We start from the raw sequence: 13593 nt of genomic DNA on the forward strand, positions 1-13593 counted from the left end.
AGCAGGGCCCAATTTATGGATTAGAGTTGATCATTCTTTGCCAAGAGTGGATCCAACGAATGAACTCATTCAACGCTTTTGGCCTGCTAATTAAATAGCCCTGCATTAAGAGACTAAACTTGTAGCGCTCTAAATACTGGAGCTCCTCAATACGTTCTATCCCTTCGGCAACGATATCCAACTGCTCATTTTGGGCAATATCTATTAAGCTATCGACCAACACTTGAGAAAAGCGGTCTGACTCAATGTAGGTAATTAAAGAACGGTCAATTTTAATCTCAGTGAATGGCAATGTTTTAAGTTGCTGTAAATTAGTGAACCCCGTACCAAAATCATCAAGTGCAAGATCAAATCCCCGTAATCGTAAGCGATTAATGGTCTCTAGTTGAACGTTAGAAATGATAGGTTGATTCTCGGTTATTTCGACGATGACTTCTTGGGGCTTTAGGCGATTGAGCTCTAAAATTAACGCTAATTTATCTGGGCAGCTAGTATCATTAAGTTGAATAGGAGATAGATTAAAGGCCAGCTTAAACGGATAATTTAGCTCATTTCTAATTCGCTGAAATTCATTGGCCGCTTTTTCAAATAACTGAAAGGTCAGTAGGTTAACAAGATCTAAGTCTTCCGCAATGCCAATAAAGCGTTTTGGCAGCATCACCTGCCCTTCATCTTTTGAGACTATCCGTGCAAGCACTTCAATGCTCTTTATTTGCTTTGTGCCTCTATGCACCTTAGGTTGATAAAAAGGGGTGATTTCATGGTGGCTGATCGCTTCAAGTAAGCGGTCTTCGGTAATGGGCTGCTCGTAGGTCTCTTCGACGCCGACAAAACTGTCTAGTTTTTTTAAAGTTCTCTCTACATCAATGAGCTGTACCGGTTTTGCAATATTGCCAATCAAGTGCGTGTTATGCTGTCTTGCCAAGTTAGCAGCTAAATCTATAATTCGATTTTCCATTTCGGAAATAATGACAATCCCGCCAGGGTAGTGAAGCTCGCCTAAGTGGCGAATAAATTCCATACCGTCCATTTCTGGCATATTGAGGTCGGTAAAAATCGCATCAAATTGGTGGGGAGATTGACGTATTTTTTCCAGTGCCTTTACCGCGCTATTGGCAACTGTGACATGCTCTATATCCAGTTCAGATAAAATCGCCTGCATGACGATTAAAATTGCTTGTGAATCATCTACGACCAGTATACGTCGGCTACGATCTTTCATAGTTTCCTGTCCCTAGGGCTAATTGCACAGTAAAAGAGAAATTTAGTTGCTGACCAGCGTAATTGTCGATATGCCACTTTAACATCACGCTTATGTGTCAAAGTGGTCTTAAGACCTCTAGCTGATAAGACAATCTAAGCGTAGTACAAGTTGGTAATAATTCACTCATTGTCTCTTCAATCGAAACCTTTAATTTAGGATAATGGCAAAAATTTCACGAAGTAGTGAGTGTGATGATAAGAATTGAATTGCCAATTGATGGTATGGCGATATCGGTAATGATTAATCATTGTAGCGTGGTACAAGTTTACAAAGAGCAGCAGTCAATGCCGATTGATGAACTGAGTGAGCACCAGTTAGAAGTTGACCTAGGCCAGCGAAAGCTGCACTTAAATACGGAGCAATTAAACGAAAGTTTACTGGCCGTGTCTTTAGATCAATCCCCTTGGCGTTGGGTAGAAGTGCCCACAGCAGGACAAGAGCGAAAAGGAAATTGGCTCGGTTTAGCGGCACTGGGTTTTAAGCTATTTAAAAGTGCAAAAGTAATTAAAGCTGCTTTGATAGGGGCGTCGGTTGCTGGCTACGCTTGGCTGTTCTCATGGCAGTTTGCGTTAATGCTTGTGGCGTGTTTGGTAGTACATGAATATGGCCATGTTAGAGCAATGAAATACTTTGGGCTTAAAACCAAAGGTTTTTACTTGATCCCCTTTGTTGGTGGATTAGCGATGAGCGAAGAGAAAATGACAACTCGATGGCAAGATGTCATTATTTCCTTGATGGGGCCTGCCTTTGGCTTGTTTACATCGGTTCTTGGGGTTGTACTCTATTACGCAACTGGCTCGGAGATTTTTGCTGGTGTTGCCGTACTCAGTGCGCTTTTAAATTTATTTAATCTCTTGCCAATTTTACCACTTGATGGTGGACATGTGTTGAAGAGTATCAGTTTCTCTATGCGCTCATGGGTGGGATTATTAGCCTGCTTGGGGGGGCTTGCCCTGGGCCTATGGGTAAGTTACGAATTTGGGCTTATGCTTTTGGCCTTTTTCATCTTTATTGGCAGTATTGAAATCTTACTTGAGTGGCGTTCGCGACATCAAACCCATCTGATCCCGTTGGACCGCTATGGTCAGGTTGTGTCTGCTGCTTTATATGTAATAGTGGCAGTGGGGCATATTGCTGTGATGTGGCACTTTGCAGACTCAGATAATGTTATCCTGAGCCTACCAGTGAAAGTGCTGTCTAGCTAAACAAAGCTTAAAACAGCGGCGATAATAGTGCCTGTGACAACCAGTTGGAGCAGGCAAAACCCCATAATATCTCGTGCTTTAAGCCCAGCAATAGCAAGCACAGGTAAAGCCCAAAATGGTTGGATTAAGTTTGTCCAAGCATCCCCCCATGCTACCGCCATGGTAACCCGCGCGATATCTGCTTCTAGAGCTTGAGCGGCAGGGATCACGATAGGAGCCTGAACAGCCCATTGCCCGCCGCCAGATGGCACAAAAATATTAACTAGGCCAGCGCTTAAAAAGCTCCAAAATGGTAGCGATTGCGCGTTACTGATTGACACAAACCCCGCAGATATTTGTTCAGCTAGCCCGGTGTTCACCATAATGGCCATGATGCCAGCATAAAATGGAAACTGAATAACGATACCTGCGCCACCTTTAATGGCCTGTTGTAAACTGTGCAAAATATTGGTCGCTGAACCATGGAGTAATATTGCGAGGAATAAGAAAGCCGCGATGACGATGTTTAAATTCAGGCCGCCTCCTTGTATCACAAAATAATGTATTAGGTAGCCACAGCCAAGTAAGCCAATCAAAATCCCCAATACTGGGTGCTCTTCGAGTTTTTCGGCAGGAGTGAGAGTGCGGTTGCGAGTGGCTGTAGGTGGCTCTTTTAAGCTTTCTTTGTCGACCAATACTTGTTCGTTCTCAGGTGGAAGCATCGCACGATTTAGCAAAGGGAGTATGATGAGCATTGCGAACAATAAGACTAAATTAAAATAAGAAAATATGGTATCGCTAGTGGATAAGATACCAATTTGAGATTCTGCAAAGTGTCCAGATGAAGCGATTGTGAGAGGCACAGAGCCTGCAAGGCCCCCATGCCAAACGATAAATCCAGAGTAGGCGCTGGCGATCAGTACTCGATAATCAACAGCAATCTTGTTTGCGAGTGCTTTGGCAAATAATGCGCCAACCACTAAACCAAACCCCCAGTTCAGCCAGCTAGCGAACATAGACACCAAAGTAACTAAAATGATGGCCTGTGATGGCGTTTTAGCAAAGGTCGCTAGGCCATTCAATAACTTTGCACAAACCCTAGTGTTCGCTAACATAAAGCCGGCTATCAAAACGAGTAACATTTGCATGGCAAAAGTGAGTAAATTCCAAAGTCCTTGCCCCCAAAATTGCACGGTTTCGATAGGTGTTGCAGGCGTAAAAATAACGGCCATTGTCATGACAAACAGCGTCAGTAAAGTGACAAATACAAAGGGGTCTGGCAAATATTGTTCAACGAGTCGACTGAGTGGCCGTGTAATTTTGTTTAACATGCTAAAATCCTGTTATTGTTCTTTAGGCTACCTAACTTACACTGCATTAGCTACAAAGTTTGCGACATACTCAAGATTGTCACACAATTATCAAGCAGTTGTAGTCAATGTGTGTAATATAACTAAGAAAAGCACTAAAAGTTAGTGTTTTACGCCAAAATTTCAATTAACTTATTGTATCGATATTTTATAAGTGTATGATTTTTAATAATTTAAAATATTGGCATATATTGTGATTACAGTATTAGCTATATTGATTCGGTAGGTTTAGCTACCATGCTACACACATTGGAATGTGGTAGTAGTAGAAATACAACTAAGAGAGGTATCTATGGCAGGACAAGGTTCTGGTGGTAATGTAATTGCAGCGATCTGTAGTGTATTTTTTCCCGGTTTAGGACAGCTTGTACAAGGTCGCTTGTTAGCAGCTATTATATTCGCCATTATTACAGTAGGTGGATATGCACTGTGGTTTTTAATTATTCCTCCAGTAATTGCGGCTGTTGCCCATCTTTGGGCAATTATTGATGCAGCAAAATACTCATCACGAGATTAACAAAAAAGCCGTGTTCTAATTGAATAGGCCTTGGAGAAAGGCCTTCAACCAATTGATTTTTCAATTCTAAATTTTGTAAGTGGTGTTTTCTAAGGCATTGCTCCTTTCATCTGGCAATTTAAAATCTAATGTGGGCAGTCTATGCACATATGTCCTGCTTTTTTAACTGAAAAAATAATGCATGAGCGTTGTTAGTCTAGGTACGTTGGCTTAAAATACGCGCTTTTTATTCAGGAAAATTCAATGCAGTTTAAAATTGAAAAGCATGCCATGTTGACAAAAAAATTGGCTTTGAGCGCTGTAATTGCGCTGTCTCTTAGCGCATGTGGTTCTGATGATGCGCCTAGTGCACCACGTGTTCAAAATATTACCTATGAAGCACTACCTGCTATTTTAACTTTCAATGAAGGTGAAACGGTTCGCCTGTCTTTAAATACTAAAGGTGAAGGTGCAAGTGGGTTAAAGTTTAATTGGACGGTCAAGTACTTAAATCAAGATGTTACGTTTACTGGGCAAGGTTCTGATACTATCTCATTTAAAGCGCCAAACGTTGACATGCACAGCACTATGCAAGTGAGTGTTAAGTTGGATGAGGCAAATTCAACAAAAACATTTGGTTTTCATGACCAGCATTTATCCCTCAACATTAAAAATTTAAATCCACCGACTACCCCAACTCATGAGCTAGGTGAAGAAGTTTCAGAAATTGATACTTCTGTCCTGACTACGGGAAGTACATGGACAGAAACGCACAAACAAAACTCAAGAATTGACCAAGTAGACAGCAGTTACAATTTAGTGGACAGCACACTGATCCGTTCATTTATAGTCGAAAGTGCGGATCAAAATAAGCAGGTTGTGGGAACCAACTACTGTGGATTTCCAGACCTAAATTCAATGGAGTTAAACGCCAGTGTATTATCTATAAAGTGCAGCTCAGGTACTCCATTGACCCAATATTTTCAAAAAGAGAATAGTTTCTCAATAGTACAAAAGTGTGATGAGACGATTGTGGGAGTGAGTACATTTGAAAAGAAAAGCAATGAAGCTATTGCTAGTTTTGGTTCATTAAACATGCAGTTTAAAAACTTTGCTGATCTGCAAACCAAAGAGGTATGTGGTGTGGTAGCCACATCAAAAGTGACTGCTCACTCGGCTGATAATCAGGAGGTTGCCAAAGAAGAAGCAACCGCTATTCGCCTCGTAACACAGCAAGAGGGCAATGACTTTGAGCTGCATTTTGCGTTTAATGAAGCACCTAATGGATTCTTTGTTTCTTTAAATTCCTTCTTTGATGAAAACAACAAGGCAACCATAATCTCGGGCAGCTACCCTGAACTAAACGCTTCTTCTCAAAGCGGTTCTCTTGATCTTGATGCTAAAAATAGTATTTCTAATATGAAAGGTACGTTTAATTTTGTATTGAAAAATGATGCAGGTCTGAATGAAGCCGTTGAAGGCGACTTTGAGCTAGTTCTCGAATAATCATCTCAGGCGTAGGCTTAAAAAGCGAGTTTCTTTTTAAGCCTACTTGCGCCTCAGCTATATGACTTGGGCTGGTTTGTTCATTGTGTAACTTTATATTAGAACATAGAGCCATGCACTTATACTGAATGGGCTTAATACTGTAGACAAAACGACACCCGCAGCGAGTGTCGCTTGAGCACATTGTTGCTGTCTGGCAACAAGGTAAGCATTTACTCCCAGTGGGGAAGCCGCCATCAATGTCAACACGGCTGTATGCATATCTGACAGTTGCAGCCAAATAGCAAATCCAAAAACCATGGCTGGCAGTATCAAAAGTTTAGTGACGCTTAAAATGAGCGCGCTCTTCCAAGCGCGTTTGATTGAGTACTGTACTAAACTGACACCTAGCACAAATAGTGCGCCAGCGATCGCGGGTTTAGCTAACCACTCCAGTCCAGAGTAAAGCAGTTTCGGGAGTGGTATATTAAGCGCGTTAAACAGTAACCCTGTCGTGATACTTAAAACGATTGGGTTGATAAAGAGTGGTTTTAGAGTCTCAGTCAACGTACCACTTCGATTACTTGAAAACAAAAAGCTAAGTGCAAACAGCAGGGCGCTATGAAAAGTAATAATCATAAATACTAAAGCGCCCGCTTCGCTCCCCAATGCCGCAATGATCACAGGTAAACCCACCAATACAGTGTTTGAATATGTACCGCCAAGCCCCCACATAGCCGCTTCCGCCCTCGCTTTTTTATTGTTCACCCACTTAGTTAGTAACATCAGTAAGTAACACGTCAGTACGGGTATATAGAAGGCGAGTAGCAAATGCGGTGAAGCGACTTTACCCAAGTCTGCTTGGTACATGTTGAGAAAAAGAAATACCGGAATCGCAATATAAAAAATGAATCTGCGTAGCCCTTCTAGTTGGGTTGTTGCAATAAACCCTGTTTTGCCGCTCAGGTAGCCGGTTAGTACCAAAAAAATTAATGGAAATAGAATTTCGATGGGAGTCATAGAGTTACATTTTGCTGAGCTAGGATACCATTATACTGAACAGTTAGTGATTTTCACGATTGTTAGTCTCTGAATTTTGCATTGCACCATGAAGTGGCCTTTGCGGTATAATTAAATTTTGCTATTGGCGTTATGTAAGTTGTATGGAATATCAGTTTATTCGAGATCCTATCTCAGGGTTTAAAGTTCGTATGTCCGAAGAGCATGCTTTGGTAGGGCGGTGGCTAAATGAAGAGTTGCCACTTAATGAGGTCTCGAGTTTTATAGAAAAAATGGACACGGTTAAGCAGGGTACTGAAGAGCTTAAAATTGAAGGTAAAGAGGTACGCTTGACACTGTCAAAAGATGAAGCGTTGTTCGAAGCGCATACTTTATTTCAAAACGAAGTGGATTTATCTCGCTACGAAGACGACTTTTTGGAATTGGATGAAGATGGTCTAATTGCTGGGTGTGGCTTCGAGGACTTTCAGGCTCTGATGCATGATTGGATTAAGTTTGTTCAGAGCCGCAGGTAATTATGAATGGGCGTTGTTATGCCGTTGCATGTTGAGGCGGTGCTCCGTAAAGTTGCTCGGCTCTTTGAAATAGCACCCAAGAAGTAAGAATGTACTTGTCATTTGACAATGGCATATTACCCCTGTGCGTATGAGTGAAGTAACTTGGCGCGATAACCATACTGCCCTGTTTTGGGGCAAGTTTACGGTTTTGATAATAAAACTCTGTTTCGCCGCCTTCTTCTACATCATTAAGGTAAAACATAAATAGTAAAACGCGATGTAGTGCTTCATTGTGGTGTAATTGCGGGTAAACTTCACTGTGCCAATACGGGTAGCCTCCTTTATTAACAGGATATTTTTGCGCTTGAATAGGGCCCAACCTAAATAATTGCTGCGTCAGCACATGAAGCTGAGGTTTGCCCACTTCTTCAAAGTTTTCGACGGTAAGGTTGACAGGTTTACCGGTTTGAGGATGGTAGACGTTTAAACCAAAAGCCCCTAACATCATAAAAAAGTGTTCTTCAATGTACTGAAACAGGTGTTTAGAAGTTGCTTGTTCTATTTCACGCAATTGCTTCTGATATTCAGGGTGATTGTTTAGATACAAATCTTGACTGACTTTTTTAGATAAATCTACTCCGCCTGATGTTTGACCTTGAGCTAAATGTGGACTTTTATCAAAGGTTTGCATAAATTGGTTGCAAAACTCTGCACTCAGTGCATTGTCGTATACGCGGATAAAATCAGTCATTTCATTCCTCAAAGGTTGTTAGAGTTATTATGCTTGCAGAAAAAATCATGCCACGCTTTAGCGAAACAGATGTACTTGGCCATATAAACAATACCGTACTACCGGTATGGTTTGAAGCTGCCAGAGCACCTATTTTCAAAATTTTTACACCTGATTTAAATCCACATAACTGGAAATTGATTGTTGCCAAGGTTGAAGTAACCTTTAAAGGTGAGCTTTTTTATGGTCAACAAGTGGAAATCAAAACCGCAATCGAAAAAATTGGGAAGAGCTCATTTGTAATATTACAACAAGCTTGGCAACACGGAGAATGCTGTGCTGAGGGGCGCACTGTGATGGTCCGCTATGATTTCGCAAGTAAGTCATCTCAAAGCTTAAGCGAATATGAGCGGGACGCATTGGCTGTACACTTACTTTAGTGGAACGTGAGTACGTCCTTGTCTAAGCTGACGTACTCAAACTCATTGATCTAAAGTGTCGATTTAAATTGGTGTCCTACAGCAGCTGAAATACAAGGTATAACATCGTATTGATAGCTCGATTCGCTATTCTCGTCATCTAACTTAGTGATCTGTAAAATTTCATAATCATTCAGCTCTATGATACGTGTACCGGGTGCATGTTCACACCGAGAGCGAGAATCTGCTTCATACTCATAAATAAAATGTCTTAACACTCTCTTAAGTTGCGCTTCATACTGTGCTGTATTTTCATCGACTAAGGCGATTTCAGCTTTCAGTTCATTAAGGTCTTGCTCACGTTCAGCGAGCTTTTGTGTTAATTGCGCTTGTTCTTCTTGGCTAAGTTGTGTGCCATCGGGTTTAATTTTTTCACCTTCTAGGTAAACCTTAAAATGTGATGGGCTGACGATTAATTCAAACCAGCCTTTAATAAACTGGTTAACGCCTCCTGATAAACCGGTATGAGAAATTAGCATCGCCACTTGAAATAAAATTAGCATGCTGAATACAAGGCGCAAAATACCGGTAGTAACCGGATATCTATAGTCAACAGGTTGCCATATTCTATGCAAGCCAAATGGACGAAGTAATATGAGCACCAGTAGGTATAGCGGTTGCGCAAGTTGCAATAGCACCAGTAATACAATGGTGGTAATGAAGAACCAAGTTGGCAGAGACAGTAATACACTGAGGTTGTGGCTATAGGGAAGCGGATCGGAACTCACGCCAGTTATATCGTTTATCATACCAGCCGCTTGTACAAGCGCATAGTTGGCAATAAAAGCATAAAAGAGCAAAATCACGGCTTTGCCTGGGAGACTGTCCCAAAAAACCAAGAATTTTGGCCAAAACTCTAAAAGCATGGCACTTAGTGCAATAAACGCGACTAAATGAAACCAAGATTCATTGTCTTGACTAGCAAACAAGAGCGCTCCAATGCTGAGAAATAAGGCTGAAAAATAGAGTCGTTGAGGTGTATTCAGTGTGTGCCAAAAACGTTTAAATGGCGCGCTGAGTGTGTCGAAAGTATCTTTAAAGGCGACCAAGGCAGGCTGAATCATTATAGTTGTAGTCCCTGATGTTTTTAATAGAACGTGACAGTACACAAATTAGCCTACTGTCACGCGATACTACTTATAACATAGGCTTGAGGTATCGGCCAGTGTGAGACTCAGTGTGTTGTGCAACTTCTTCAGGAGTACCCGCAACCAAAATTTGGCCGCCTCCAGATCCACCTTCAGGTCCCAAATCAACTATCCAGTCAGCTGTTTTAATGACATCCAAGTTATGCTCAATGACCACAACGGTATTACCATGGTCACGCAAACGATGCAAAACAACTAGTAATTGCTGTATATCATGGAAATGTAAGCCAGTAGTGGGCTCATCTAAAATATACAGGGTTTTACCGGTATCACGTTTTGAGAGTTCTCTTGCGAGTTTAACGCGTTGTGCTTCACCACCTGACAGTGTCGTAGCCGCTTGACCTAAACGAATATAAGAGAGGCCTACGTCCATTAAGGTTTGTAGTTTACGCTTAATCGCGGGGATTTTGTCGAAAAACTCTCTTGCATCCTCTACGGTCATCTCGAGCACTTCATGAATATTTTTGCCTTTATAAAGTACTTCAAGTGTTTCTCGGTTATAACGCTTGCCATGACAGACATCACAAGGAACATAGACATCAGGCAAAAAGTGCATTTCTACCTTTAATACACCGTCTCCCTGACAAGCTTCACAGCGCCCACCTTTCACATTGAAACTGAATCGGCCCACTTTATAGCCGCGAGAGCGTGCTTCTTGCGTACCGGCAAACAGCTCTCGAATGGCAGTGAAGATACCTGTGTATGTCGCAGGGTTTGAGCGCGGTGTTCTACCAATAGGGCTTTGATCTATATCTATTACCTTATCAAAGTGATCTAATCCTTGAATGTCTTTGTGTGGCGCAGGCTCTGAAACTGTAGCACCGTTTAGTGCTCTATGGGCCAATTTATACAAAGTATCATTGATCAGTGTAGATTTACCTGAGCCTGAAACGCCCGTGATACAGGTCATTAAACCAAAGGGGATCTTAAGGTCAACATTTTTGAGGTTGTTGCCAGTCGCACCAAATAACTCTAGCCATTTATCTGTTGGCTGATGGCGCTCAGGTGGTACAACTATCTCTTTGGTACCACATAAGTATTGGCCGGTGAGAGAGTCTGGGTTGGCAATGATGTCTTCTCGAGTACCTTCGGCAACAACACTGCCGCCATGTACACCTGCACCCGGACCAATATCAATGATGTGATCGGCAGCACGAATGGCATCTTCATCATGTTCAACCACAATAACTGTATTACCTAAGTCGCGCAGGTGTGTGAGTGTACTTAATAGTCGGTCATTGTCTCTTTGGTGCAAGCCAATTGAGGGTTCGTCCAAAACATACATAACTCCCACTAGGCCCGCGCCAATTTGGCTCGCGAGTCTTATCCTTTGAGCTTCGCCACCTGAGAGCGTATCGGCACTGCGCTCTAAAGAGAGGTAATTGAGACCAACGTTTATCAAAAATGATAAGCGGTCGCGAATCTCTTTAAGTACTTTTTCAGCAATTTGTGCTTTTTGCCCTGTTAAAGTCAGGTCATGGAAAAACTGACTGGCTTCACCAATGCTCATGGTTGTAACAGCTGGTAAATTCGTAGCGCCAATAAAAACGTGTCTTGCTTCTTCTCTTAATCTTGAGCCATGGCAGCTTGGACAAGCTTGGCTTGTTTGGTATTTCGCTAACTCTTCGCGCACCGACGTAGACTCTGTCTCGTGGTAGCGTCGATTCATATTATTTAATACGCCTTCAAACTCGTGATTACGTGTGATGAGATCGCCACGATCGTTGCGATAGTTGAATGCAATTTTGGTTTTCCCAGAACCTTCTAAAACAACCTTTTGCGCAGACTTGGGTAATTCGGCAAAAGGCACCTCTAAATCAAAGCTATAGTGTTCGGCGACTGAGCTGAGCATTTGAAAATAGTAGAAGCTACGTTTATCCCATCCTTTAATTGCGCCACCAGCTAAGCTTAATTCAGGGTTTTGCACCACACGATTAGGGTCGAAGTACTGGCGTACACCCAATCCATCACAGCTTTGACAGGCACCTGCCGGGTTATTGAAAGAGAACATGCGAGGCTCGAGCTCGGTCATCGCATAGCCGCACGTTGGGCAGGCAAAGTTCGCAGAAAATACCAATTCTTCAGCGTCAGGGTCATCCATACTGGCAATTTGCGCGATACCGTCGGCTAGCTCCAAAGCCGTTTCAAAAGATTCTGCCAGACGTTGCTGTAAGCCTTCTTTAACTTTAAAACGGTCAACGACGACTTCAATGGTGTGCTTTTTATGTAATTCTAGGGCTGGCGGATCAGACAGATCACATACTTCACCATCGATTCTGGCTCTAATGAAACCTTGGCTAGCTAACTGCTCAAGTAGTTTTACGTGTTCACCTTTTCGGTTTTTGACGACTGGGGCGAGCAGCATTAACTTGCTACCTTCGGGCAGAGCAAGTGCCGTGTCTACCATTTGGCTAATTGTTTGCGCCTTGAGCGGTAAGTCATGAGTAGGACAGCGTGGCTCACCTACACGTGCAAATAGCAGTCGTAAATAGTCGTAAATCTCAGTGATAGTGCCGACTGTAGAGCGCGGGTTATGGGACGTAGACTTTTGCTCAATAGAGATAGCAGGTGACAGACCTTCTATATGATCAACATCAGGCTTTTCCATTAATGATAAGAACTGTCTGGCATATGCTGATAGAGACTCTACATATCGTCTTTGACCTTCTGCATATAAGGTATCAAAAGCGAGTGAGGATTTGCCCGAGCCAGAAAGTCCGGTGATCACAATCAGCTTGTCTCTTGGAATAGTCAGAGAGATGTCTTTGAGGTTGTGCGTGCGCGCGCCTCTTACTTCTATTTTATCCATAGTGGCCTTTTTATGAATCTTGTGTGCTTACAACAATTGCTCGGGTGCTTTATATATCGGGCAAGTTAGGTTCAACGAGCCGACACGCCCTGATTAATGTATGAATGATACATAATTTATAAATTAATTGATGTAACAAACTTAGCTATGGGTAGCTGTATACTCATACAGTATACATTAAAGTCTTCTTTATTCTACCCTTGTTACGCGCGTCACTTGATGCTGGCTCACTTTATCCCTCATCTAATATATTCTGCGCTACAGCAAGTACGACAAAATTGAGCTTTCTTGCGGTTTGCAACTAGACTTAACATAACGATTGGCAGTCGAGCTGTATATGTGCGCTTTTTGCTTTTAAGTATTCTCTTTATTTCACCTGTTTGGGGTTGCGACATGGTTGTGCGGTTCGAAAATTATGCCGCACAGTCAAGACTAGACGAAGAGAAAGGCTGGCACGGTATGGATGTCGACTTTGCCAAAGCACTGTTGGATGAAGCTGGGTGTCAGTATAAGTTTGTTAGTATTCCGTGGGGGCGCTCATTAAAAATGCTCGAAACGGGCGATATCGACTTGGTATTGAGCGTCACCAAGACGTTGGACAGAGAAGACTACGCTTTCTTCATTGGCCCTCAGCGAATGGAAACGATTGTGTTTGCTATGAATGCCCAGCGACAGTTTGATGTGACGACTATGGATGATCTGTTTTCCTTACCGGTACCTGTCGCTATTCAACAAGGGGCCTTTTACGGTACTAAGTTCACAGAACGATTCAAGCGATTACAAAAAAATGAAACGCAATTTATTTTTGTACCGGACAACCAAACTAAATTAAGTTTACTCAAACATGGCCGCATCGCAGGTTTCTTAGAAGAGAAATTCAATATTTTATTTCAGTCTGATAATCATCCAGACTTCATGACAATAAAAGTGGCGCCTTTGATCATCAACGAGTCCCCTGTGTACTTTGCTTTTAGTAAAAAACGGACCTCTTTGTCCCGCCTTGAGCGTCTGAATAAAGCCTACTCTAGTTTAAAAAAATCAGGTCGATTCAGAGCGATATTAAAAAAATATCAGTTACAGTGAGTTTTTGTTAAACTACCCGCGATTTTTT

The 13593-nt window shown here is 42.2% G+C and carries 12 protein-coding genes; 6 read left to right on the forward strand and 6 right to left on the reverse strand.

What is annotated here, in order from left to right:
* Positions 1 to 13 precede the first annotated feature (13 nt).
* Positions 14 to 1222, reverse strand: a complete 1209-nt coding sequence (locus N480_RS20525) for an EAL domain-containing protein (protein WP_063374315.1) — start codon at positions 1220 to 1222, stop codon at positions 14 to 16.
* 233 nt (positions 1223 to 1455) lie between these two features.
* On the opposite strand from N480_RS20525, the gene N480_RS20530 reads away from it, so the two are divergent.
* Entirely contained in the window at positions 1456 to 2469 is a 1014-nt protein-coding gene (locus tag N480_RS20530) for a site-2 protease family protein (protein WP_063374316.1), read from the forward strand.
* On the opposite strand, the gene N480_RS20535 is transcribed toward N480_RS20530, so the two are convergent.
* A complete protein-coding gene (locus N480_RS20535; protein WP_063374317.1) occupies positions 2466 to 3779 on the reverse strand; it encodes a short-chain fatty acid transporter in 1314 nt (437 codons plus the stop codon). The genes N480_RS20530 and N480_RS20535 overlap by 4 nt on opposite strands.
* Before the next feature lie 331 nt (positions 3780 to 4110).
* Between N480_RS20535 and N480_RS20540 the strand changes: the two genes are divergently transcribed.
* On the forward strand, positions 4111 to 4335 hold the full coding sequence (locus tag N480_RS20540; RefSeq protein WP_063374318.1) for a hypothetical protein: 225 nt from the start codon (positions 4111 to 4113) through the stop codon (positions 4333 to 4335).
* Between the two features lie 243 nt (positions 4336 to 4578).
* Entirely contained in the window at positions 4579 to 5820 is a 1242-nt protein-coding gene (locus N480_RS20545) for a hypothetical protein (RefSeq protein WP_063374319.1), read from the forward strand.
* 93 nt (positions 5821 to 5913) lie between these two features.
* On the opposite strand, the gene N480_RS20550 is transcribed toward N480_RS20545, so the two are convergent.
* The gene (locus N480_RS20550) at positions 5914 to 6819 is read right to left on the reverse strand and encodes an AEC family transporter (RefSeq protein WP_063374320.1); all 906 of its coding nucleotides are present in this window, start codon (positions 6817 to 6819) and stop codon (positions 5914 to 5916) included.
* Between the two features lie 143 nt (positions 6820 to 6962).
* Here N480_RS20550 and N480_RS20555 point away from each other — a divergent pair, with 143 nt between their 5' ends.
* Positions 6963 to 7334, forward strand: a complete 372-nt coding sequence (locus N480_RS20555; RefSeq protein WP_063374321.1) for a YacL family protein — start codon at positions 6963 to 6965, stop codon at positions 7332 to 7334.
* 16 nt (positions 7335 to 7350) lie between these two features.
* Here N480_RS20555 and N480_RS20560 read toward each other — a convergent pair whose 3' ends face one another.
* Positions 7351 to 8067: a 2OG-Fe(II) oxygenase gene (locus tag N480_RS20560; protein ID WP_063374322.1), complete on the reverse strand. Its 717-nt coding sequence runs from the start codon at positions 8065 to 8067 to the stop codon at positions 7351 to 7353.
* 29 nt (positions 8068 to 8096) lie between these two features.
* On the opposite strand from N480_RS20560, the gene N480_RS20565 reads away from it, so the two are divergent.
* Positions 8097 to 8486 carry an acyl-CoA thioesterase gene (locus N480_RS20565; RefSeq protein WP_063374323.1) on the forward strand — a complete coding sequence of 130 codons (390 nt, stop codon included), beginning with the start codon at positions 8097 to 8099 and terminating at the stop codon, positions 8484 to 8486.
* Positions 8487 to 8536: 50 nt separating this feature from the next.
* On the opposite strand, the gene N480_RS20570 is transcribed toward N480_RS20565, so the two are convergent.
* Both N480_RS20570 and uvrA read right to left on the reverse strand, forming a co-directional pair.
* The gene (locus N480_RS20570; protein ID WP_063374324.1) at positions 8537 to 9589 is read right to left on the reverse strand and encodes a hypothetical protein; all 1053 of its coding nucleotides are present in this window, start codon (positions 9587 to 9589) and stop codon (positions 8537 to 8539) included.
* 73 nt (positions 9590 to 9662) lie between these two features.
* Positions 9663 to 12482 carry an excinuclease ABC subunit UvrA gene (gene uvrA / locus N480_RS20575; RefSeq protein ID WP_063374325.1) on the reverse strand — a complete coding sequence of 940 codons (2820 nt, stop codon included), beginning with the start codon at positions 12480 to 12482 and terminating at the stop codon, positions 9663 to 9665.
* 393 nt (positions 12483 to 12875) lie between these two features.
* Here uvrA and N480_RS20580 point away from each other — a divergent pair, with 393 nt between their 5' ends.
* Entirely contained in the window at positions 12876 to 13565 is a 690-nt protein-coding gene (locus tag N480_RS20580; protein ID WP_063374326.1) for a substrate-binding periplasmic protein, read from the forward strand.
* Positions 13566 to 13593: the final 28 nt, after the last annotated feature.

This window comes from Pseudoalteromonas luteoviolacea S2607 (genome assembly GCF_001625575.1).
Lineage (GTDB): Bacteria > Pseudomonadota > Gammaproteobacteria > Enterobacterales > Alteromonadaceae > Pseudoalteromonas > Pseudoalteromonas luteoviolacea_E.